The organism is Lysinibacillus sp. G4S2 (assembly GCF_030348505.1).
Taxonomy (GTDB): Bacteria; Bacillota; Bacilli; order Bacillales_A; family Planococcaceae; genus Lysinibacillus.
On record NZ_JAUCFJ010000002.1, the window covers coordinates 1,376,143 to 1,400,439 of the forward strand.

The 24,297-nt window shown below is 36.6% G+C and carries 23 protein-coding genes; all 23 read left to right on the top strand.

The window, feature by feature from the left end:
• Positions 1 to 243 precede the first annotated feature (243 nt).
• The 23 genes from QUF91_RS06960 to QUF91_RS07070 all read left to right on the top strand — a co-directional run bounded on the left by QUF91_RS06960 (position 244) and on the right by QUF91_RS07070 (position 24,176).
• Positions 244 to 1,344, top strand: coding sequence for a glycosyltransferase (locus QUF91_RS06960; RefSeq protein ID WP_289420025.1), 1,101 nt, complete (start codon positions 244 to 246; stop codon positions 1,342 to 1,344).
• Positions 1,331 to 2,875: an oligosaccharide flippase family protein gene (locus QUF91_RS06965; protein ID WP_289417243.1), complete on the top strand. Its 1,545-nt coding sequence runs from the start codon at positions 1,331 to 1,333 to the stop codon at positions 2,873 to 2,875. The genes QUF91_RS06960 and QUF91_RS06965 overlap by 14 nt, the downstream gene beginning before the upstream one ends.
• A complete protein-coding gene (locus tag QUF91_RS06970; RefSeq protein WP_285394574.1) occupies positions 2,857 to 3,867 on the top strand; it encodes a glycosyltransferase family 2 protein in 1,011 nt (336 codons plus the stop codon). Before QUF91_RS06965 ends, QUF91_RS06970 begins: the two co-directional genes overlap by 19 nt.
• Positions 3,868 to 4,081: 214 nt before the next feature.
• Positions 4,082 to 4,879 (top strand): TIGR00282 family metallophosphoesterase, encoded by a 798-nt coding sequence (locus QUF91_RS06975; protein ID WP_285394695.1) that lies wholly within the window; start codon positions 4,082 to 4,084, stop codon positions 4,877 to 4,879.
• A gap of 367 nt (positions 4,880 to 5,246) precedes the next feature.
• Positions 5,247 to 5,513 carry a stage V sporulation protein S gene (locus QUF91_RS06980; RefSeq protein WP_053594284.1) on the top strand — a complete coding sequence of 89 codons (267 nt, stop codon included), beginning with the start codon at positions 5,247 to 5,249 and terminating at the stop codon, positions 5,511 to 5,513.
• A gap of 313 nt (positions 5,514 to 5,826) precedes the next feature.
• Positions 5,827 to 7,566: a 2-oxoacid:acceptor oxidoreductase subunit alpha gene (locus QUF91_RS06985; protein ID WP_285394572.1), complete on the top strand. Its 1,740-nt coding sequence runs from the start codon at positions 5,827 to 5,829 to the stop codon at positions 7,564 to 7,566.
• Entirely contained in the window at positions 7,566 to 8,432 is an 867-nt protein-coding gene (locus QUF91_RS06990; protein ID WP_285394571.1) for a 2-oxoacid:ferredoxin oxidoreductase subunit beta, read from the top strand. Before QUF91_RS06985 ends, QUF91_RS06990 begins: the two co-directional genes overlap by 1 nt.
• A gap of 274 nt (positions 8,433 to 8,706) precedes the next feature.
• Positions 8,707 to 9,414: a lantibiotic protection ABC transporter ATP-binding protein gene (locus tag QUF91_RS06995; RefSeq protein ID WP_289417244.1), complete on the top strand. Its 708-nt coding sequence runs from the start codon at positions 8,707 to 8,709 to the stop codon at positions 9,412 to 9,414.
• 2 nt (positions 9,415 to 9,416) lie between these two features.
• The gene (locus QUF91_RS07000) at positions 9,417 to 10,145 is read left to right on the top strand and encodes a lantibiotic immunity ABC transporter MutE/EpiE family permease subunit (RefSeq protein ID WP_289417246.1); all 729 of its coding nucleotides are present in this window, start codon (positions 9,417 to 9,419) and stop codon (positions 10,143 to 10,145) included.
• A 3-nt stretch (positions 10,146 to 10,148) separates the two neighbouring features.
• Positions 10,149 to 10,904 carry a lantibiotic immunity ABC transporter MutG family permease subunit gene (locus QUF91_RS07005; RefSeq protein ID WP_289417247.1) on the top strand — a complete coding sequence of 252 codons (756 nt, stop codon included), beginning with the start codon at positions 10,149 to 10,151 and terminating at the stop codon, positions 10,902 to 10,904.
• A 28-nt stretch (positions 10,905 to 10,932) separates the two neighbouring features.
• Positions 10,933 to 11,595: a response regulator transcription factor gene (locus QUF91_RS07010; RefSeq protein WP_289417249.1), complete on the top strand. Its 663-nt coding sequence runs from the start codon at positions 10,933 to 10,935 to the stop codon at positions 11,593 to 11,595.
• Positions 11,583 to 12,968, top strand: a complete 1,386-nt coding sequence (locus QUF91_RS07015) for a sensor histidine kinase (protein ID WP_289417251.1) — start codon at positions 11,583 to 11,585, stop codon at positions 12,966 to 12,968. The genes QUF91_RS07010 and QUF91_RS07015 overlap by 13 nt, the downstream gene beginning before the upstream one ends.
• 503 nt (positions 12,969 to 13,471) lie before the next feature.
• Positions 13,472 to 13,849 (top strand): 2-oxoglutarate ferredoxin oxidoreductase subunit beta, encoded by a 378-nt coding sequence (locus QUF91_RS07020; protein WP_289417252.1) that lies wholly within the window; start codon positions 13,472 to 13,474, stop codon positions 13,847 to 13,849.
• A 237-nt stretch (positions 13,850 to 14,086) separates the two neighbouring features.
• The gene (locus QUF91_RS07025) at positions 14,087 to 15,175 is read left to right on the top strand and encodes an ABC transporter substrate-binding protein (RefSeq protein WP_289417254.1); all 1,089 of its coding nucleotides are present in this window, start codon (positions 14,087 to 14,089) and stop codon (positions 15,173 to 15,175) included.
• The gene (locus QUF91_RS07030; protein WP_285394558.1) at positions 15,165 to 15,995 is read left to right on the top strand and encodes an alkaline phosphatase family protein; all 831 of its coding nucleotides are present in this window, start codon (positions 15,165 to 15,167) and stop codon (positions 15,993 to 15,995) included. Before QUF91_RS07025 ends, QUF91_RS07030 begins: the two co-directional genes overlap by 11 nt.
• A 156-nt stretch (positions 15,996 to 16,151) precedes the next feature.
• Positions 16,152 to 16,994: an ABC transporter permease gene (locus tag QUF91_RS07035; RefSeq protein WP_285394557.1), complete on the top strand. Its 843-nt coding sequence runs from the start codon at positions 16,152 to 16,154 to the stop codon at positions 16,992 to 16,994.
• The gene (locus tag QUF91_RS07040) at positions 16,994 to 17,779 is read left to right on the top strand and encodes an ABC transporter permease (RefSeq protein WP_285394555.1); all 786 of its coding nucleotides are present in this window, start codon (positions 16,994 to 16,996) and stop codon (positions 17,777 to 17,779) included. The genes QUF91_RS07035 and QUF91_RS07040 overlap by 1 nt, the downstream gene beginning before the upstream one ends.
• Entirely contained in the window at positions 17,776 to 18,777 is a 1,002-nt protein-coding gene (locus tag QUF91_RS07045; protein ID WP_289417255.1) for an ABC transporter ATP-binding protein, read from the top strand. Before QUF91_RS07040 ends, QUF91_RS07045 begins: the two co-directional genes overlap by 4 nt.
• Positions 18,774 to 19,559 (top strand): DeoR/GlpR family DNA-binding transcription regulator, encoded by a 786-nt coding sequence (locus QUF91_RS07050; RefSeq protein ID WP_289417257.1) that lies wholly within the window; start codon positions 18,774 to 18,776, stop codon positions 19,557 to 19,559. The genes QUF91_RS07045 and QUF91_RS07050 overlap by 4 nt, the downstream gene beginning before the upstream one ends.
• Positions 19,556 to 20,563: a histidinol phosphate phosphatase domain-containing protein gene (locus QUF91_RS07055; RefSeq protein ID WP_285394551.1), complete on the top strand. Its 1,008-nt coding sequence runs from the start codon at positions 19,556 to 19,558 to the stop codon at positions 20,561 to 20,563. The genes QUF91_RS07050 and QUF91_RS07055 overlap by 4 nt, the downstream gene beginning before the upstream one ends.
• Positions 20,564 to 20,733: 170 nt before the next feature.
• Positions 20,734 to 21,984, top strand: a complete 1,251-nt coding sequence (locus QUF91_RS07060; RefSeq protein WP_289420026.1) for a carboxylate--amine ligase — start codon at positions 20,734 to 20,736, stop codon at positions 21,982 to 21,984.
• A gap of 209 nt (positions 21,985 to 22,193) precedes the next feature.
• Complete coding sequence (miaB, locus tag QUF91_RS07065) at positions 22,194 to 23,738, top strand: tRNA (N6-isopentenyl adenosine(37)-C2)-methylthiotransferase MiaB (RefSeq protein WP_285394550.1); 1,545 nt, start codon at positions 22,194 to 22,196, stop codon at positions 23,736 to 23,738.
• Positions 23,739 to 24,176, top strand: a complete 438-nt coding sequence (locus QUF91_RS07070) for a YlbF/YmcA family competence regulator (protein WP_285394548.1) — start codon at positions 23,739 to 23,741, stop codon at positions 24,174 to 24,176.
• Positions 24,177 to 24,297 lie beyond the last annotated feature (121 nt).

Genomic DNA, 24,297 nt, shown 5'->3' on the forward strand with positions numbered 1-24,297 from the left:
AACCGGAGAAACTGCTCAGGTAGGGGACTCAATCGCTCGGGTAACCGGAAGAACAGCTCTGGTAAGCAGAGGACCTGCTCAGGTGGAAGACTCAACCGCTCTTATAAGAGATTCAAAGAATTCGTTCAGGTAAAAGCATCACCCCTTTAGGCCCTAATGTAAGCAAATATAATCTAAACTCATGATTAAAAAGAGGATGATCGTATACAAAAAAAGATTAAAGTTACTCATATCATAACTGCGATTGGCTTTGGAGGAGCGGAAACTATGCTTTATCGATTATTACAATCTGTTGATAGAGATTTGTATGAGGTAGATGTTATTTGTTTGACGGAGATGGATGTGTATGGCGAGTTAATTCAACAGCAATTAAATATGAATGTTTATATTTGTGATTTGAGATCTAATTTCCTACGCTCATTACTAAAGTGTTTTAAAGTATGTAAAAATAGCGATATTATCCAAACGTGGATGTACCATTCAAACTTATTGGGTTATCTGATTTCAAGAGTTTGGAGAAAAAAGTTAATTTGGGGGATTCACCATAGCAATTTAGATAAAAAGGAAAATAAATGGACAACGATTTTAATTGCAAAGCTTTGTGCGAGATTATCTAAAAAGGTGGATATGATTATTTCCTGTGGTCCAAAAGTAAAAGAGATTCATGAAGAAATTGGCTACGACAGTCATCAACATAAGGTCATCGTCAATGGTATAAATACGGAACTGTTTAAGCCTGGTATCAAGAGGCAATATTATTTCGAGCATTTTGATGTAGAGAATCGACATATTTTATTACATGTTGGCAGATGGGACCCTTTGAAGGATTATAAAAATTTAATTGCTAGTTTACAGCTGTTAAGGCTTGAAAGACAGGATTTTTATATGTTTTTAGTAGGGCTTGAAATAGATGAGAATAATAGTGAGTTACTTCAAATGATAAAGGATGCCCATTTAGAGGAAGTCATTTTTTTATTAGGCGGTAGAGATGATATATCACCGTTAATGTCGGCTGCTGATCTGTTTGTTTTATCCTCCTCAGGTGAGGGGTTACCAAATGTATTAGTGGAGGCATTAGCGAGTGGAACGTGCTGTATCACGACAGATGTTGGTGATTGTAAATATTTAGTGGGAGAATTCGGTGAGACAGTCACTGCAAAGGATGCTAATGCGTTATCTCAAGCCATGAATAAAGCATTAAATTATAGTTCAAAGCAATATGCTGAAAAGGCAAGGCTTGGTAGAGAGCACGTACTAGCTAATTTCAATATTAAACAGGTAATAGAGCAATATCAGTCTTTGTATCCAATGGTGTTGCCTAAAAATATATATGAAAGAAATTAAAATTGCAGCAGTTCTTTCATATATAACAATCGGTTGTACGATTATTTCTTCCATAATATTTACGCCGATAATCATCTCGAAACTTGGTCAAGAAGAGTACGGTTTATATTCACTTATGATTGTACTTGTTGGTTACCTTTCCATTTTAGATCTAGGGTTAGGCAACGCCATTGTGCGCTATATTTCTAGAAACAGAGCGACGGATGATAAAGCGTTAGAAGCGTCGTTAAATGGTTTTTTTCTAAAACTATTTATAGGCATTGGCTTCATTACATTATTTATTGGCTTTCTTTTATTTTCACAAGTGGACGTTATTTTTGGAAAAAGCCTGACTGTTGAGCAGCTAGATAAAGCCAAGATAATGGGCTATATTATGACAATAAGCTTGGCTGCGCAATTTCCACTAAGCGTATTTTCCTCCATATTACAAGCTTATGAAAAATTTATTTTTATTAAATTAACAGCATTACTACAGGTCATCATACAGCCTCTAACGATGTTGTTTTTTCTTTTACAGGGTACAAATGCTGTTACATTGATTTATATTGTAGCCATCTACAATGCGCTTTTTTTACTAATTGATGCGCTATTTTGTCTGAAAGTATTAGCTATTAAATTTACGTTTAAAATGAATAATCGAGCATTTATAAAGGAAATCTTTGTCTATGCCATTTTTATTTTTATTACGGTTATTGTCGATAAAATTTATTGGCAAACGGATCAAATTCTTTTAGGTATATTAAAAGGAACTGAAGATGTGGCAATTTATGCAGTTGCTATTCAAATTGTCTTAATTTTTATGTCACTGGCATTGGCGATTAGCGGTTTATTTTTGCCTCGAATCTCTATATTAGTGACACAAGAAGATGGGTTAGTGCACATTAATAAATTATTTATAAAAGTAGGATCCATGCAGTTTTTAGTAGTTGGCTATATTTTGGGAGGCTTTTTTCTTTTTGGAAAAGAATTTTTAACGCTATGGTTAGGAAAAGATTTTATAGCCGTTTATTATATTGTGTTAATTATTATGATGCCTTTCATAATTGATCTCATACAAAATATGGGATTAAGTGTGTTAAAGGCGAAAAATTTGTTTAAATTTAGAACGATTCTATTAATAAGTGTAGCGGTAGGAAATATTTTTATTTCGATTCCTGCTATTTATTATTATGGAAAAATTGGTACAGCGATTGTCACAGCGTGTTCTTTGTTTATTGGGAATGTAGTAATCATGAATATTTATTATCATAAGAAAATAAAATTAGATATTTATAGCTTTTGGAAGGCGATAGGAAGATTAGCTATTCCCTTTGGACTTTCCATCAGTCTTATAAAGCTTTTGTGGCTAGTGACAAATCCGACAATTACTTGGTTTTCAATCGTTCTATATATTTTTTTCTATAGTGTAATTGTAGGCGTTAGCCTTTTATGTATAGGCTTGAAAAAAGAAACGAGAAAAAGGTGGCTTGAGCAGCTAAAAGTCACTACTTTAAATAAGGGAGGTGCAAAATTTTGGAACCCCAAATCTTAGTAAGTGTCATCCTTCCTGTTTATAATGCAGAAAAATATTTAGAGAAATGTTTAACTAGCATATGTCACCAAACGTTAAAAAACATTGAAATTATTGCTATTAATGATGGTAGTTGTGATCAATCAATGATGATTTTACAAAAATTTGCTAAAGCAGATGCACGAATCACTGTTTTTGATATACCAAATGGAGGTGTAAGTAAAGCACGGAATTTAGGCATTGCGCATGCAAATGGTCAATATGTAACCTTTGTTGATGCAGATGATTGGATTGAGTTAACAATGCTCCAAGAATTGTATCTTGCTTGTAGATTAACGGGATCGAATATTGCAAAGTGTGATTTATATTGGCAGGAGAAGACTGGTAGTAGGCAATTGAGTTATTCATCTCAGGCTTATTGTACTTATAGTGCAGTAGAATGTTTAAATCAGTTATTTTCTGAAATAGGAGAAAGGCATTTTGGCTTTGCTAGCTGTAAATTATATTTAAAATCTTTTCTAGATAAATATGCTTTACGATTTGATGAAGATATGAGTTTTGCAGAGGATACAGTTTTTATGACGAGAGCTGTCATAAAAAATCAAGCCATTTGTTATGTTCCGAAGCAGTTATATTACTATAATGTCGGAAACGAAAACTCATTAACAAGAGGGTCAATTGTTAATTTACGTCAGAAGTATGATGTATTATATGAAAGATTGAAAAAAGAGCTGGAAATTGGCAAAGTGTATAATGAAGTGAAGAATAGCTTTTTAAATTATCAGTTTGAAGGTTTACTTGTGATCGTGCATCAAATACAGACAAATAGAGTTAGACGAGATATTAAAGTAGAGATACAATCATTTCTAAAAAAGTATCCGGATCTATTAAAAGTCAAGCTTATTAATAGAGATGTGAAGCAATTACTTTTTTTTAGGTTAGTAAAGATGAATTGGCTAAATTTATCCTCTACAATTATTTATGTTAATTTGAAAAAGAATAAAATAATATAGAGATCTGCAAAATAATTAGTGATTTATATTTTTTTTGCTTAATACACTTACTGAGGTTACAATTAATGATGTTATTTATATTTATTTATCTTCAATGAAAGCATAGTAATTGCCATTTTAGGTGTGTGTAATGAAGAGTAAGCCTCTCAATGTCATTAGCAAGAAATCAAAATGACTGTAAGGCGTAATGGATAGAAAGAGTGGTATTGTAAAAATGAAAGTTTTATTTATAGGTGATATTGTAGGTTCAATAGGGCGAGATGCTGTGGAAAAATATTTGCCCCGCTTAAAGAAAAAATACAATTTAGATGTTGTCATTGCAAATGGTGAAAACGCAGCAGCAGGTCGTGGAATTACCCGAAATATTTATAATGATCTATTACAAATGGGTGTAGATGTTATTACGATGGGTAACCATACTTGGGATAATAAAGACATTTTTGATTTTATAGATGATGCAGATTATTTAATACGCCCGGCAAACTTTTCAAATGAGGCACCAGGTAAAGGAATGGTGCAAATTTCAAAAAACGGTGTAACATTATCTGTTATTAATTTGCATGGTCGAGTATTTTTACCGCCTCATGAGGATCCATTTGCGATGGCAGAGAAATTGATCGAAGAAGCACATAAAACGTCACCTCTAGTATTCGTGGATTTTCATGCCGAAGCGACAAGTGAAAAAATTGCACTCGGATGGCATTTAGATGGAAAGGCATCAGCGGTCGTTGGTACACATACACATGTGCAAACAGCCGATGCACGTATTTATCCAAATGGAACAGCCTATATTACGGACGTTGGTATGACAGGTCCATACGATGAAATTTTAGGGATGACGAAGGAAAGTGTCATTTATAAATTCCAAACAAATATGCCATCGCGTTTTGAAGTCCCGAAAAAAGGACGCGAAGTGTTAAGTGGTTTCTTTGTAGAGATTGATGATAAAACAGGAAAAGCTCTACATTGTGAGCGAATTTATATAAATGAAGATTATCCGTTTCAAGGATAAGGCAAGTGAGAAACTATTGTGTATTAAAAAATACACAGTAGTTTTTTTATGTTTAAAAATTGTTATGTCGATGAAAATAAACCATTATATTAAATAAAGTATGGCAAAGCGAGTAGCCTGGAACGGAAATCACCCTCACGTTTTGATAAGCCCCACTATTTTTAATATGATATCATTATTTCATTGATCCAGTAGTTTCTGTGTAAATTTTCAGTCTTTTTCGATTGTTTCGATATATAAGAAATGAAAATAGTCTATTTTCTTCTTCCCGAGCATAAAATGACCTATCGACAATAACTTGAGTCCAAAAAAGAGGGACATGAGTTGTTGAGCGTAAACACTATTCGCGAAACGGGGAGGAATAATTGTGGATTCATTAAAAGTATCATCACGCTCTAATCCAAATTCAGTTGCAGGTGCATTAGTCGCGGTAATCAGAGAAAAAGGGCAAGCAGAAATGCAAGCAGTTGGGGCAGGTGCACTTAACCAAGCCGTGAAAGCAGTGGCCATTGCCCGCGGATTTGTAGCGCCAAGTGGCACAGATTTAATTTGCGCACCAGCGTTTGCCGATATTTTAATTGCTGGTGAGGAACGTACAGCCTTAAAGCTTCTTGTAGAAAAGCGTACTCGATAAAAAAGTTATGAAGTAAAATGCCTTGCACATAATAAGCTGCAAGGCATTTTTTCGTTTTGCATAGTAATTAAAAATATGGTTGCATAGTTCAGAAAATTTTGTTCATGCTTTACATATTTACATGTTAAATAACACTTGAAATCAGCAAGTTAATTTTAATTGATTTGAAAATTACAACTTTTTGAACAGGATTTTCAGTCAAAGGTCTGAATTTCATTTAAATCGTGGAATAACAATAGTGCAGACCGTTTCTTCATGTTAAACTTATGAAGGAAAAATAAATAGTACACATTGGATTTAAGGAGTTGTTGACATGTTACATCAGCTTTCATGGAAAGTCGGTGGGCAACAGGGTGAAGGGATTGAGAGTACAGGCGAAATTTTCTCAATGGCAATGAATCGTTTAGGTTACTTCCTATACGGTTATCGTCATTTCTCTTCACGAATTAAAGGTGGCCATACGAATAATAAAATTACAGTTCGTCCAACAGAAGTACGTTCAATTGCGGATGATTTAGATATTTTAGTAGCGTTCGACCAAGAAACAATCGACGTCAATTATAAAGAGTTAACAGAAACAGGTGTTATTTTAGCGGATTCAAAATTTGATCCGGTAAAGCCAGAAGATTCAAAAGCGCCATTATTTGCGGTACCTTTTACTGAGGTAGCGGCAGAACTGGGCACTTCATTGATGAAAAATATGGTGGCAATCGGAGCAACAGCTTCATTGCTAAATTTAGAGGACGAAGTGTTCCAAAATGTTGTAGATGATATTTTTGGTAAAAAAGGCGAAGAAGTTGTTCAAAAAAATATGGAGGCCATTGCACGTGGTCATGAATTAATGAATGGGCTTTTAGGCGATCGTGTAGGTGAATGGAAACTTGCGCCAGCAGATGGCAATCGCCGTATGTTCATGATTGGGAACGATGCAATAGCACTTGGTGCACTTGCTGCTGGGACACGCTTTATGGCAGCCTACCCAATTACACCAGCATCTGAAATTATGGAATACCTTATTAAGAAATTACCAAAATTCGGTGGTGCGGTTATTCAAACAGAAGATGAGATTGCTGCAGCTACAATGGCAATTGGGGCAAACTTTGGTGGTGTTCGTTCCTTTACAGCTTCAGCTGGTCCTGGTCTTTCATTAATGATGGAAGCGATTGGTCTTTCAGGGATGACAGAGCAGCCACTAGTTGTTGTTGATACACAACGTGGTGGTCCATCAACAGGGTTACCGACAAAACAAGAGCAATCAGATTTAATGGCGATGTTATATGGTACGCATGGTGAAATTCCAAAAGTAGTGATTGCACCTTCTACAATGGAGGAAGCATTCTTTGACACAATCCAAGCGTTTAACATTGCAGAGGAATTACAATTACCAGTTATTTTAATGACTGATTTACAATTATCTCTAGGTAAACAATCTGTTGAACCATTCGATTACAATAAAATCGAAATTCGTCGCGGTAAAATTGTCACTGACGACATTGAAGAAGCGGCTGATAAAGCATACTTCAAACGTTATGAAAATACGGAAGACGGTATTTCACCACGTGTACTACCTGGTACGTTAAACGGTATTCACCATGTAACAGGGGTTGAACACGATGAAACAGGTAAACCATCTGAAGCAACGGGTAACCGTCAAGTACAAATGGATAAACGTTTCCGTAAGCTAGCTGCATTGAAATTTGACAATCCAGTATACGCAAATGCGCCACACGAAGAAGCCGATATTTTATTAGTAGGCTTTAACTCAACTCGTGGAGCTATTGAAGAAGTGCAAGAGCGATTAAATGCTCAAGGTATGAAGGTAAACCATGCGCATATTCGTTTAATTCACCCATTCCCATCTACTGAGGTGGCACCGCTTGTAGCAAAAGCGAAAAAAGTAATTGTTGTAGAAAATAACTACACAGGTCAATTAGCAAATATTATGAAGATGAATATTGGTGGTCACGATAAGATCGAGACTATTACAAAATATAATGGTACACCATTCTTGCCAGGTGAATTAGAAAATCGTGTGAAGGAGTTGACTCGCTAATGGCAACATTTAAGGATTTTCGTAATACAGTGAAACCAAACTGGTGCCCAGGCTGTGGAGACTTCTCTGTACAAGCTGCAATTCAGCGCTCTGCTGCTAATGTGGGTATTGAACCAAACGAACTAGCTGTTATCTCAGGTATTGGCTGTTCTGGCCGTATTTCAGGTTACATTAATTCTTACGGTTTCCACGGTATTCACGGTCGAGCATTACCGATTGCACAGGGCTTAAAAATGGCAAACCGTGATTTAAAAGTTATTGCTTCTGGCGGTGACGGGGATGGTTTTGCGATTGGTATGGGTCATACAATTCATGCCATCCGTCGTAACATTGACATCACATACGTTGTTATGGATAACCAAATTTACGGTTTAACAAAAGGGCAAACATCTCCACGCTCTGCTGCAGGATTTATTACTAAATCTACGCCAGGTGGTGCGATTGAGCCATCATTAAAACCATTAGAAGTAGCTTTAACAAGTGGAGCTACATTTGTGGCACAAGGTTTCTCTACGGATATTAAAGAGTTAACAGCTTTAATTGAAGCGGGTATTAATCATAAAGGCTTCTCATTCATCAACGTATTCTCACCTTGTGTTACTTATAATAAAGTGAACACTTACGATTGGTTTAAAGAGAACTTAACAAAACTTGCTGATATCGAGGGCTATGACAATTCTAACCGCGGTATGGCAATGCGTACAGTAATGGAGCATGAAGGATTAGTAACAGGTATTATTTATCAAGATACTGAAACAACTTCATATCAAGAAAAAGTACCAGGCTACTCAGAGCTACCATTAACGGACATTGATATTAAAATGAGCGAAAATGATTTTAATGAATTAGTGAAAGAATTTATGTAAATCAAATTTCATATTGCATGACAAAAAGCATTTGGGATGTCCTCATTCCAAATGCTTTTTCATGTTTTTAAAAGACTATGAAATTAAGCTGTCATATGACAAAGTATGACTCTTCGGCAAAACGAGGGGGTGATTTCCGTTCATTTAAAGTGCCACAAAAACCTTGCCCATATTGATTTTCATAGTGATGTTCCACATAATTTTCGCTATCCTTATAAATTCCTTATAATCATTTTCTACACTATAGTCATCGAAAGGAAGATGATGACTTGTTATGGATGATTTTATTTTAAAAACTGAAAATCTTAGTAAAAGCTTTAAAGGACAAACAATTGTAGAAAACCTGACTTTGACTATACCACGGAATACAGTATACGGTTTACTCGGTCCTAACGGTGCAGGCAAATCAACAACGTTAAAAATGATTACAGGGATGTTGCGTCCAAATACAGGAAAGATATTTTTTAATGGACATGAATGGAATCGCAATGATTTACAAGATATTGGCGTATTAATTGAAACACCATCGCTTTATGAAAATTTAACGGCAAGAGAAAATCTTAAGGTTCGAACGATTGCACTAGGTTTACCAGTATCGCGTATTGACGAAGTATTAAAAATTGTTGACTTAACCAATACAGGAAAAAAACGAGCAGGACAGTTTTCCTTAGGGATGAAACAACGCCTAGGAATAGCTATTGCGCTATTAAACTATCCAAAGCTGTTAATTCTTGATGAACCAACAAATGGTCTTGATCCAATCGGTATTCAAGAGCTTCGAAAACTAATTCGATCATTTCCAGAGCTAGGTATTACAGTTATTTTATCGAGCCACATACTTTCAGAAGTGGAGCAGGTCGTTGATGAAATTGGCATTATTGCAGGTGGTAAATTAGGCTATCAGGGAGTTGCTCCGCGAGGACAGGAATTAGAATCGTTATTTATGGAAGTCGTGTCTGCTAATCGAAAGGTAGGCATATAAAAATGATTCCAATTATGAAGGCAGAAAGATTAAAATGGAAAAAGACTTTTATTCCTAAATTACTTTGGCTAGCCCCCATCGTGACGCTGTTACTGAGTGCAGGTTTAATGGGAGGAAGTTTTTTTCAAAAGGGTGCTTATAATTGGTGGTATTCAATGCTCTTGCCGGGTGCACTGACAATATGTTGTGCGTTAGCGGTAGAGAAAGATGCGAAATTAAAATATCATAGCATTCTCGCAATGCCGATTGATCTTAAAAAGATTTGGTTTGGCAAAATACTTGCATGTAGTGCCTGGTTGCTATTAACTACACTCATTTTCTTTGCAGGCATTACTGCGGGTGGAATACTTTTTGGAAATAGCTTTCCTTTAACAAATAGTTTTACAGGTAGTTTATTAATTTTCTTAACGTTTTTATGGCAAATTCCACTTTGTCTATTCCTTGCAGCAAAATTAGGAACTTATATAGCTATTTTAATAAATCTAGTTGGCAATATTGTGGGGATAGTAGCACTTGCAGATGGAGAATTTTGGTTTAGCGTTCCTTATGGCATTACAGCAAGGCTAATTTGTCCAACTCTTGAGATTTTACCAAATGGTTTGCCGGTCCCTGAGGGCAGTCCATTATTAAACACGTGGGTTATAGTCCCAGGTATACTAGTTGCCTTAGCATGGTTTGCTTTAATAAGCTTCCTTACTGCACGATGGTTTCAGAAAAGGGAGGCGAAATAGTCAATGGTAATGTTAAGATTACTTAGAGCAGAGCTTCTTAAAACAAAAAGAACGCCTTTTTTACTTACACATCTCATTGTACCTATTATTATTTCAGGGATGTTTTTAGCATACTATACTTATTCACCATGGGGTTTTTATGATAGGGTAACGGCATATCTTCAAGCAGTAGCATGTGGGTTTCCAATGATTATTGGATTAGTTTGTGCAATGGCGGCGGAGCAAGAAGTAACTGCAGGCCATTTCCAGGAGATGCTAAAAGCTACTAAAACAAAAATAGTGGCCTATTTAAGCAAACTACTACTGTTATTGTTGTTTAGTTTTGGGGCAATATTATTGTCCGTAGGTATTTTTAGTGTTGGTTTTATTGAACTTTTGCATGAAGATACTTTTGGTTTTCAATTTTATTTAATAGCTGGATGTATTCTATTTGTAAGCTATGTATTTTTATATATTTTACATCTTTTTGTTAGTCTTCAATTTGGTAAAGGCGCCTCAATCGGATTAGGGATTGTGGGATCACTTTTAGTAGCCTTACTGCTTACTGGACTAGGTGATGGTATTTGGTCATTTATACCTTATGGGTGGGGTGGTCACTTCGTTTCATTATGGACAATGAAGGCGACAGGAATTGATCTATCAATGGTAGAAACGGGATTACAAGCTGGAATTATTGCTTCTGTTAGTGGAACATTGCTAGCTTTAGCCCTGTCTTGTTTATGGTTTTGGAAATGGGAAGGAAGAAAATCGGAGAATTAGGGTATGAAGAAATGATGAGGGTAGAAATATGGCAAAAATATTAGCGGTAGATGATGAAAAAGGTATTTTAGTATTGATAAAAAATGCATTACTAAAAGACGAACATTTAGTAACAGTAGTCTCTAATGCAACGGAAGTAAATAAAATGGATCTTGGTGCCTTCGATTTAATTTTACTAGATGTGATGATGCCCGAATTAGATGGGTTTACATTATGTGGCCAAATCCGACATGCTGTTGATTGTCCTATTCTTTTTTTGACGGCTAAATCATTAGAAGAAGATTTAATGTATGGACTAGGCCTTGGTGCGGATGATTATATAGTTAAGCCTTTTGGAATTGGAGAGCTACGTGCGAGAGTGAATGCACATTTAAGACGCGAAAAAAGAGAGAGACGTAGCATTCTCTTTGCAGATCAAGTTCATTTCAATCTATCTGGTAAAGAGTTGTATGTAAATGAAGAGAAGGTAATGCTGACAAAAAGCGAATATGAAATATGTGAATTTCTAGCTCGAAATCGAGGACAAGTGTTTTCTAAAGAAAAGATTTATGAAACGATTTTTGGATTTGATGGAAGAAGTGATAGTACCGCTATTACGGAGCATATTAAAAATATTCGTTCAAAGCTACATGCCTTTGAAATTGATGTCATTGACACTGTTTGGGGGATTGGATATAAATGGAGACAATGAAGCCCAATAAAGGAACGCGCCTTCATACTTTTTTCCTTAAATATCTACTTTTCCTTTGTATAGGCACTATTCTATTCGTAGTACTACTGTTTAGTTTATTTTTATTGTCCTTTTCTACCAACATCGTTTTGCCAGCAAATTATGCAGAAACTCAAATTTCATTATCAAGGGATCGTATTGCGTCTAGTAGTTCGATTACAGCTGATATTATTCCAGACCTTGTTGACTATGCTGTCTTTTCTAAAGATGGACAATTTCTTGCAGGGAATCTTTCAGAAAAGGAAGCTTTTAAAGCTTGGGATGTCATGAAAAAAGGGGGAACTCAAAGTGGCTCCCAATTTTACTCGTTTATAGAGCGAGAAAATGAGATTTGTATATTACGGTATTATTTAGTACCTCAGTATCGTTCGGAAATTCTAAGACAATATTTTCCTAATCCGCAACTATTAGAATTTCTATTGCTCATTATAGGGATAGTATCCTATGCAGCTGTGCTCGCGATCCACTTTGGTAGAAGTCTAAAGAAAAAAATGTTTGGCTTACAGGAAGCAATCGAAAAAATACAAAATCAAAATTTGGATTTTACGATTAACCATTCAGGGATTCGTGAAATAGATGAAATATCGATGTCTCTTGAGCAGATGAAAGAGGCTTTAAATAGCTCGTTAAAACAGCAATGGGAAACAGAGCAGACACGTAGAGAACAAATTTCTGCTCTTGCTCATGATTTGAAAACACCACTTACAATTATTAGGGGAAATGCAGAGCTCTTACAGGACACTGTACAAGACGATATGCAAAGAGAATATAATGACTATATTTTGAAAAATACGATTGTAATAGAAAAATTCACAAAAGAGCTTATTGATCTATCGAAAATGGAGAAAAATATCGTTCGTGAAAAAACATTCGTTAAAACGGAGAAATTTCTTACAGAGTTGGACAATCAAATGAAGGCACTTTCTTCTGAAAAAAAACTTCATGTTGATGTACAAAAGGGCATATTACCAGAGCGTATTTTTATCGATGAGGAACTTTTCAGTCGAGCGATTTTAAATATTATTGTCAATGCAGTGGAGTATACGCCGATAAATGGAAACGTTTTTTTATCAGTTGAAGGAGCCACTGATATTGTTCAATTTATCGTTACAGATAGCGGCTGTGGATTCTCTCCTAAGGATTTAAATGAGGCTACCAAACAGTTTTATCGAGGAGACCCAAGTAGAAATGCAGGAAATCACCATGGTATGGGTTTATATATTGCCCAATCAATTGTTCAAAAACATGGAGGAACGCTGTTAATTGATAATGATTTATCAACTGGTGGAGGGAAAGTGACCATAACAATCCCAATTAATTTCGCTACGGTGTAATTGTTGCTGTCGCTGAGCTCTGTGCGAAAGCGAAGTGTCCAGCCGGAACGGAATCAACCTCGCTTTTTTTGTCGAAGAGCCGAAAAAAGAGTTGTCTCAGCGCAAGAGACAACTCTTTTCTTAGTATTGAAAAAATCTTTGTGAATGTTTTAGTGTCGAGCCCTAAAACAGAATTGCTAAATCTCTTTCGTCCGTTTTATAGGCATACTTTGAAGATTTATCGAAACAAAATCGCACTTTATCGAAACAAAATCGCTCTTTATCGAAACTATTTGAGCTTTTATCGAAACAAAATCTCATTTTATCGAAACTATTTGGGTTTTTATCGAAAAACAAGCTCTTTCTATCAAAGAAATCAACCACACGTTATGGTGAAGAGCCATGATTTTGGCAAATTTGCTAAGATCATTCTTTTTTGTTTTAGCAGAAAGAAAAAAATGGGGGCCGTGTCGAGGCAATCGTTTTGTAAAAGATGCTACAATAAAAGAAAAAAAGAAGAGGCGATGCGCGTGAGTAACGTCATTGATTTTATTGCAAAGAAAAGAGAACGTGAGGAAAGGCAACGTGCGCAGGATTTAGAGAAGTACGTTGCGACGCAATGTAATTTTCAACAACCAGAAAATATTGATGAACTTGTTGATAAAAAAATGATTGAGGTCAAAGATCATACGTTATTTTTAGGGTTTCTCTCAATATTAAAAGATGAACAAATTGAGCCACTTGATATTTTTCAGGATGTTTTTACATTAGAGCCTGCTCGCTTTGAAAAGTCCTACAATATGAGATGGTGGTCGGTTGTGCAGCTTGCATTTACATTTTTAACAATTTTAAAGGAGAACGAGCCGCATACATATGCAGATTTTCTTGGTTTATCTGAATAATCTAGAGTGTGTGCACGTCTTGAAATACTACACAAACGTGCGCATACTCTACTAGATTCCTTCTTATTTTCCCCTCAAATAAATGATTATCTTTACAATTCCTCCATTAAATCAATAATTCCTAAATAATTTTTACTGAATATTTTAATGTCCTCCATACTTGCTTAATGTTTGTTTTATAACATAACAGTTGTAAGCAAATAAAAATAAACAAAAACAAATGGAGGTTCCAACTAAATGGCGATTCAAAAGTTGTGGAAGAAAGGTCTAATCGGTGCATTAGCAATTTCGATGTTGGCAGCTTGTTCTGACAGTTCATCTAGTTCCAATGAGGTAAACAGTGATTTAACGCTTGAAGAGGTTACGAAAAAAGCAAAAGAAGAAGGTACTGTCAATTCTGTCGGTATGCCAGATACGTGGGCTAACTGGGTAGAGACTTGGGAAGAACTTGGCACGGAATATAGCCTTAAGCATACGGATTCAGATATGTCGAGTGCTGAGGAGCTAGCAAAGTTTGAAGCAGAAAAGGACGATGCAACTGCGGATATTGGTGATGTAGGAATTGCCTTTGGTCCGATTGCTAAGGAAAAGGGATTAACATTACCGTACAAAACATCTTATTGGGATGAAATACCTGAATGGGCAAAGGATGATGAAGGACATTGGGTTGTAGGTTACACAGGAACAATTTCATTTTTAACTGATAAAAACAATGTCAAAAACGCCCCAAAATCTTGGGAGGACCTTAAAAACGGCGATTACACTGTCAGCATTGGTGATGCACTAACAGCAAACCAAGCACAGTTTGCTATTTTAGCAGCTGCTATGGCATTTGGCGGCGATGAATCAAATATCCAACCAGGGATAGACTTTTTCGCAGACTTAGCAAAGCAGGGGCGTTTAAAAGGTGATCCTTCTGTAGCGAATATAGAAAAGGGTGAAATTGATGTAGCCATCTTATGGGATTTCAATGCGCTCGGCTATCGTCACCAAATCGATGAAAAACGTTTTGATGTCGCTATTCCATCCGAAGGCTCTGTAACATCTGGCTATGCAACGATCATTAATAAATACGCAAAAAATCCACATGCAGCAATGTTAGCTCGTGAGTATATTTTATCCGATGCAGGTCAAGAAAATTTAGCGAAGGGTTATGCTCGCCCAATCCGTGACAAGGTTCAACTACCTCAAGATGTTAAGGAGCTATTATTACCTGAAGAAATGTACAAAAATGCACAGCCTGTAAAAGACCAAAAGAAATGGGAAGAAACAACGAAACAAATTCCACAACTATATCAGGAGCAGGTATTAATTCATGCAAAATAAAGTTGTTTTAATTGTCGTAGATGCACTGCGTTTTGATACAGCCTGTACGCATATGGGGTTTATGCACCATTTAGTTGAACGTAAAGTTGCAGCACGCTATAAGGTTTGCTCGGAGGTCCCGTCATTATCGAGACCTTTATATGAAACGATTTTAACGGGGACACCACCCATTGTACATGGGGTAACAAGTAATATGACAGTACGTCTATCTACGCAAAACAGTCTATTCCATTTGGCGAAAGAAAGCGGTCTGTCGACAGCAGCGGCTGCCTATCATTGGGTAAGTGAGCTATACAATCGCGCACCATTTGTGCATATGGAAGACAGGCTACAATTGGATACTCAATTGCCGATCGAGAATGGCTTGTTCTACTTTGAGGATCACTATCCAGACAGTCATTTATTTGCTGATGCTGCATGGCTAATGGATCAAAAGCAACCGGATTTCTTATATATTCATCCGATGAATGTAGATGATGATGGTCATAAATTTACAGCTGACTCAGCGCAGTATCGAAACCGTGTTTTAGCAGTTGATGCCTTATTATCTTTATTTATCCCGAAATGTCTTGCACAGGGCTATGAGGTTATAGTGACAGCTGATCATGGGATGACAAGTGATGGTAATCATGGAGGAACAACAGCTGAGGATCGTCATGTACCGATGTTTGTTATTTCAAATCGAGTGAAAGCAGGCATTAAAGATGAGATTGTATCACAGTTACAAATTGCTCCGCTGTGCTGTCATTTATTGAATATCGAACCTTCTGATGAAATGGTTCCACTGTTATTAGAAGGGACGCATTCTTTAAAAAAATAATTAAAAGAGGCTGGGCGCGCCCATGAAAGCGCCCGGACGGAAATGAATACTTTGAAGATTTATCGGAACAAAATTTCATTTTATCGGAACAATTTTAGCTTTTATCGGAATGTTCTCTCATTTTATCGGAACAACTTGGATTAACTATAGAAAGAAGTGATTGTTTTGATTTCGAAGCGGCAAACAGTTGCCTGGCTTTCTCCTTTTCTAGTACTTGTATTGTTATTTTTCTTAATACCGTTACTGTATATGCTAATCACAAGCTTTCAAAATAGTGATGGTTTTACACTTGCACAATATCAAGCAGTACTAACGAACGATTACATTTTACAAGGCTTTAAAAATAGTATTACACTGTCCTTTATTTCAGCAGTAATTGCCTTAATCGTTACCTTATTTGCAGTCTATGCGATTATGAGATTTTCTGAGCCAGTACGTGAGAAGATTTTACTACTAACAAACTTAACATCTAATTTTTCAGGTATTCCATTGGCATTTGCCTTTATCGTATTACTTGGAAATAGCGGGCTCTTTACATTGCTATTCGATAAATGGGGTATCGACGCATTATCTTCATTTTCTCTTTATAGCTGGGGTGGCTTGTTACTCATTTATGTTTATTTTCAGCTACCGTTAGCATTAATGCTTCTATACCCAATTTATGATGGAATTCAGCAACAATGGAAGGAAGCGGCGGCACTGCTTGGAGCGTCTACATGGCAGTTTTGGATAAAGATTGGTGTTCCTGTTATGCTTCCTGGGATCGTTGGGACATTTAGCGTATTGTTTGCCAATGCAATGGGAGCGTATGCCTCAGCCTATGCGCTAACGAATAGTAGTTACAATTTAGTCGCAATACGTATTGGTTCTCTTATTAAAGGAGATATTTTTGCCCAACCAGAGCTGGCAAGTGCTATTGCAGTCATACTAGCGGTAACGATGGTGACGGCGATGCTGTTAAGTGAATGGAGCATTTCAAAAACAAGGAGGAAGTTATAGTGAAAAAGAGAGGCGTTGCTGATTTATTTTTCCTCCTGTTAGTCGTGTATTTAGTGTTTCCAGTTATTGCAACAATGCTTTATGCCTTTGCGGAAAATTGGAACAACACTATTTTGCCAGAAGGATTAACATTTAAATGGATTACTACATTATTTCAGGATGCAGAATTTATACAGGCTTTTGGACGTTCTGTCTTATTGTCGAGTGGGGCAGTATTGATCGCATTGCTCGTTATCGTACCGGCCATTTTCGTTATCGTGTTGTATTTTCCAAAATACGAAAAATGGATTCAGACGGCAGTTGTTATGGTGTATTCATTCCCTGGAATTATTTTAGCAGTCGGGCTCATTCGTGTTTATAGCAAATTCGGCGTGCCGATGATTTTAGTCGTTTTAGGGGCCTATGTCATCAGTATCCTACCGTACATTTACCAAGGGACGCGTAATAGTTTACGGAATGTAGACGCACGGCAGCTTTTAGATGCAGCCCAATTACTTGGAGCATCTAAAATGCAGGCATTTACAAAAATATTGTTACCTACTGTTTATCCAGGTTTATTTGCAGGTGCATTATTATCGTTTTCAGTGCTTTTTGGAGAATTTGTACTGATAAATCTTGTGGTAGGTTCTCGCTTTGAAACGGTGCAAATTTATTTAATGAAAAAGCTAAGTGCAAGTGGACATATTGCCAGTGCAGTTGTCTTTGTTTATATCGTTCTTATGGGCTTATTAACGTTCGTTATTGCAAGATTAACGAAACAATCGAAAGGTGCTACAAATCTATGAGTTATATTGTGATTGAAGGACTTCATAAAAAATATGGATTAACGACGGTTTTATCAAATATAGATATGAAGATTGAAAAAGGTGAATTTATAACTCTTTTAGGTCCAAGTGGCTGTGGTAAGAGTACCATTTTACGAATTGTAGCAGGCTTAACAGATGCATCGGCTGGCCAAATTGTCATTGAGGGCAAGGATATGATGGGTGTTCCACCAAAGGATCGTCAAGTTGGCATGGTGTTTCAATCATATGCACTATTCCCAAATATGACGGTGAAAGAAAATGTAGCTTTTGGTTTACGCATGCAAAAAGTAAATACGGCTGAAGTTGACAGGCGTGTTCAAGAAATGCTTGCGATTGTTCATTTATCTGAAAAAGCAAACGCTTATCCGAAAGAATTGTCGGGTGGTCAGCAGCAGCGTGTTGCTCTTGCTCGTGCTTTAATTGTACGTCCAAAGGTGTTGCTGTTAGATGAGCCGCTTAGTGCGTTAGATGCCCAAATTCGTAAAAAGCTACAAGCCGACTTACGAGCCATCCAACAAAAGCTAGGCATAACGATGATTTTAGTAACGCATGACCAAGAGGAAGCAATGGCTGTTTCTGACAGAATATTTGTTATGAATAATGGGATGATTGCTCAAAGTGGAACACCTACTGCGATTTATACAAGCCCTGAAAGTGAATTTATTGCTAATTTTATCGGTCATTACAATGTCTTTACGCGCCAAGCTTTAGAGAAAATGATTGGCGAGACGTTACCAAAAGAATGCTCAAAATTTGCGATTCGACCAGAAGCCATTCATCTCGATCAGAGACAGGGGGATGTTTGTATTACTGGAGAGGCGAAGCAGTCGTTAATGAGTGGCAATGTTATTCGAACAACATTTGAGGGCGAATGTCTCTTTACAATGGAGCAACTGCATCAACGAGGCTATTTGTTTGAGCTGGGCAAAAAATATACGTGCTATGTAGCAAGGGAAGATGTGATTGCATTATCATGACGTATGCAAAAATTGAACGATTCGAGTTTATTTTAAAGCAATTAGAGATTGATGAGAAAATTATTGTTGCCAATATTGCGGAAGAATTACAAGTGGCACCTGAAACGATTCGCAGAGATTTTGATGAGCTAGAGCAACAGCGTTTATTAACGAGAGTACACGGTGGAGCTGTGAAGTATACACACGTTAGAAATGAACCAGTATTTTTGCGAAAGCTTCAAATGCAAAAAGAGGCAAAACGCAATATAGCTCGTTTGGCAGCTAGACGTATATGTGATGGGGATACAATTGCTGTTGATACCGGTACAACAACGGTGCATATCGCAGATTTTTTATTGGCAGTCGATGATATAACGGTCGTAACGAATTCCATAGCTGCTGCAGTACAATTTAATTTGGCTATTGAAGAGCGACGAATGACGGGGAAGGTTATTTTACTCGGAGGAACGACAAATCCAAGACAATCCTCAGTAGCAGGAGCTATGACAATGGAAGTGTTAGGCAATATGAATTTTGATAAAGCATTTATATCATGTGGTGGTATTAGCGAAGGGATCGTTTACGATTACGATTTGGATGAATCGTTAATTTCTAAAAAAATGATTGAGCATAGTAAAATGAATTTTTTACTAGCAGATGCATCTAAAATAAATGGTAAATCCTTTTATCAAATTTGTCACTTAGAGGAGTGCTCAGATATTCTTTGTGATGTAGTTTGCCCAGTGGAGTGGCAAGCATATGAGGAAAAGTGGACGGTATGTAATGGAGGGAAAAGTGAATGATTGATTATCATGTACATTTAGAGGAGGGCCCATATTCATTTCGTTGGTTAGAGCGGACTTCTCAGGCGATTCGTTTTTTTAATGAAGACGAAGCGGCAGCAAAAGGTACTAGAGCATATGTTGAGTTACAAATGCAGCAGTTGTCACAGCGATTACAAAGCGGTTGCTATAGTGAGGAATGGTTAGATTTATATCTACAACAGGCTAAACAGCTTGGTTTGCGCGAGGTTGGTATTGTTGATCATCTATATCGTTTTAAGGAGACGCGAACATACTTTGAGAATTATATGCAGTTGGGTGACAATGAAGTTGGTAAATTGCAGCGTTATTGGCTTGATCGTGTCATGACGGAAAGTATGGATGATTTTGTGTCAGCCATTAATCGAGCAAAGGAAAAGTGGAGTTGTCATGGTATTTCCTTAAAGCTTGGCATCGAGGCCGATTATTTTGTCGGAGGTGAGGAAGAATTAGCATCATTGTTAGAACGATATCAGTGGGATTATGTTATCGGATCTGTCCATTTTGTGGATGGCTGGGGCTTTGATAATCCTCAGACACAATATATTTTTGAGGATATGGACGCTGCAGCTTTACAGCAGAACTATACTCGTTTTTTTACCACAGTAGAAAAAATGATCCTCTCGAATATGTTTGATTTTGTGGCACATTTGGACAACTTTAAAGTATTTGACTATCAAGTGGAAGATGCGGCTTTTCTGGATACTTGGTATGAAAGAATCGCTAAGGCTCTTGTGACAACACAAACTGCCACTGAAATAAATGCCGGCTTATATTATCGCTACCCAGTAAAGGAAATGTGCCCAGGACCTCGTTTCTTGCAAATTTTAATTGACCATGATGTAGCCTTTACAGTTTCCTCAGATGCGCATTTCCCAGACGATTTAGGTAAGTATACATTTGCCAATGCCAATCTGCTTAAGAGCTTTGGTGTTCAATCGATTGTCGGCTTTGAACAGCGTATGAGAAAATTAATTGAGATATAGTACACTGTTGTTCATAGATATATAGGCACTGAAACAAAAATGATGTTTCTTAGGAAATTCATTTTTGTTTCAGTGCCTTTAATTTATTTGTATTAGTTACATAAGTACAAGACAGATTGCATACATATGATTAAATTCATTTTTTAAATGAGAGGCGAGTAAAATTGTCAATAACAGTAGATCAAACTTTTTTGCCAGTTATCATACAATCGGGCCACAATGCTTATGGGGTAGCCCGCTCCTTTTACGAAGCGTATCGAATAAAAAGCCTTGTATTAGAACCAGCTTTGAAAACAAAAAACATTCGAGCACTCTTACTAGGTGGGGCACGAGGAATAGCAACTCAAAATAGTCAAATCATCGACTTTCAATATGTGGACCGTTTAGACGAACCAGCTTATTTTGTACAAGCTTTAATCGACATCGCGATGCAGTTCAAAAATAAGAAATTGATTTTACTTGTATGTGATTGTTACTATGCGGAGCTTATCATTATCAATAAACAGACGCTACAACAATATTTTATTTTGCCTTATATAGATGAGGATTTAATGACGCGGATTCGAACAAAGGAAGAGTTTTATAAGTGTTGTGATTTATATAATATTAAATATCCAAAAACGGTGGTAGTGACGAAGGAACATCATGCAATAAGTGATGTTCCATTCGATTTTCCGATGATTATCAAACCATCGAATGCCGTTGAATATACGAGTTGTTCCTTCCCTGAAAAGAAAAAAGTATTTCTTGCAAAAAATGAAGAAGAGCAACAGCAGATTATTAGCAGTATTTATCGCTCTACGTATAAAGATTCTTTAATTCTTCAAGAATTTATTCCAGGTGATGATTCTTATATTCGTGTATTAGATGTTTACGTAGGGAAGGATAAGAAGGTTAAATTAATGTGTTTAGGTAACAAGCTTCTCGAAGATCCTTCACCACATAATATTGGCACTTCTTTGGCGATTATGACGGATTTCGATGAACAGCTAATGGACAAAATACGTTATTTTTTGGAGGACATTGGCTATAATGGATTTGCAAATTTTGACATGAAATTAGATGTTCGTGACGGGGAATATAAAATATTTGAAATGAACTTACGAACTGGGGCTTCAAGCTATTTCGTGACAGCGAGTGGTCATAATTTAATGCAGTATGTTGCAAATGATTATGTATTCAATGTAAATCAAGAGCTAACGTATGTACAGACGAGGCATTTGTGGTCACTTATTCCAAAAAAAACGCTATTTAAAGGTTTAAATAATGAAAAACTAAAAATTGAAACAAAGCGATTAATAAAACAGGGCAAATATTCGAATGCCCTATATTTTAGAGAAGATATGAACGTCAAGCGATGGACAAAGCTAAAACTATATAATTATTATTTAAATCTAAAATATAAAAAGTACTACAAATAAGGTCGAGCCAAGTGCAGGGACACCCTTTGATACTGAATCCTATCAAAGGTGTCCTATTCTTTTGGGGGAATTAAGGTAGTTAAGAGTAATTAAGTCTAAACCACGACATTTAGTACGCAAACCTTGTAGGATGTAGCAATTATTAAGTATAATAGTAAAATGGGAATTCGACTGTATGGAATTCGTTTGAAAGGAGTTACCTGATTGCAATGAATGAGGAACAACGCTTAGCTAATCAACAAGTCAATCAACCAAAAAAAGAAGACAAGCCTGAAAAGGATTATAGTAAATATTTTGAAACGGTTTTTACGGCACCTTCATTAAAAGATGCCAAAAAACGTGGGAAAGAAGATATTAAATACCATAAGGACTTTGACATTGCGGAAGAGTTTGCAGGTATGGGCATAGGACGTACATTTTATATTCGTACCTATGGCTGCCAAATGAATGAGCATGATACAGAAGTAATGGCCGGGATTTTTATGCAGCTTGGCTATACGCCTACAGATGTGATTGATGAAGCTGACGTCGTGCTACTGAATACGTGTGCTATCCGTGAAAATGCAGAAAATAAAGTGTTTGGAGAACTTGGTTTCCTGCTGAAATATAAACGTAAAAATCCAGAAATGCTTATCGGGGTTTGTGGCTGTATGTCGCAGGAAGAATCCGTTGTCAATAAAATTTTAAGAAGCTATCCTCATGTCGATATGGTGTTTGGTACACATAATATTCACCGTTTACCAAACGTTTTAAAAGAAGCATATATGTCAAAGGAAATGGTTATTGAGGTTTGGTCTAAAGAAGGCGATGTTATTGAAAATCTGCCGAAAAAACGTCTTGGCTCTATCAAAGCTTGGGTAAATATTATGTATGGCTGTGATAAGTTCTGTACGTATTGTATCGTACCTTATACGCGTGGTAAGGAGCGTAGTCGTCGTCCGGAAGAAATCATCGCTGAAGTTCGTGAACTAGCAGCTTCAGGCTATAAAGAAATTATGCTGCTTGGACAAAATGTCAACGCTTACGGTAAAGATTTCGAGGATCTTGATTACCGACTTGGTGATTTAATGGACGAATTACGAAAAATTGATATTCCACGTATTCGCTTTACAACAAGTCATCCACGCGACTTCGATGATCATTTAATCGAAGTGCTTGCAAAACGTGGTAACTTAGTTGAGCATATTCACTTACCAGTACAATCTGGTTCAAATGAAGTGTTGAAAATTATGGCACGTAAATATACACGTGAGCATTTCCTTGGACTAGTAGCAAAAATTAAAGCGGCTATTCCTGAAGTAACACTAACGACTGATATTATTGTTGGCTATCCGAATGAAACAGAGGAGCAATTTGAAGAGACGTTAGCCTTGTACCGTGAAGTAGGCTTTGAAATGGCCTTTACGTATATTTACTCTCCTCGTGAGGGTACACCTGCTGCTAAAATGGTGGATAATGTACCTGAAGAAGTGAAAAAAGAACGTCTTCATCGATTAAATGAGGTTGTAGGGGAATATTCTCGCAAAGCATTAGAGAGCTTGAAGGGTGAAATAGTAGAAGTATTAGTCGAAGGTACAAGTAAAAAACGCGATGATGTGTTAGCTGGTTATACTCGTAAAAATCGTCTTGTAAACTTTAAAGCCCCGGCAGATCTAATTGGTCAATTAGTGAAAGTAAAAATAGTTGAAGCTACTTCCTATTCATTAAGTGGTGAATTCGTAGAAGTAGTAAAAAATGAAAAGGTGGAAGCGTAAATGACACAAGTATTATATACAAAAGAAGATTTAATCAAGAAGTCACATGAAATTGCGCATATGATTGCTAATACGCCAGAAGTTGAATTTTTCAAAAAGGCAGAAGCACAAATTAATGAAAACCAACAAGTACGTGAGCGTATTGCAAGTCTAAAAAGTCTACAAAAACAAGCTGTTAACTTCCAGCACTTAGGAAAAGAAAAAGCGCTGAAATTAATTGAAGACAAAATTGCTAAAATCGAAGAAGAAATCAATGCAATTCCAGTAGTACAACAATTTAAAGAATCTCAAGGTGATGTAAATGATTTGTTACAATTAGTATCGAATACAATTGCTAACAATGTCACAAATGAAATTGTTCGCTCAACAGGCGGCGATGTACTACGCGGAGAAACTGGCTCATACGTAGCCAATACAACACCAGGCAGCTGCTCATAAAAATAATAGAAGAAATAGTGGCTGGGACAAACTGGTCAAAACCTTAAAAAGCGCAAGAAATCAATTTAGAAAAGTTGATTTCTTGCGCTTTTTTTGATGTTGAATTTTGCCTTGAAAATAT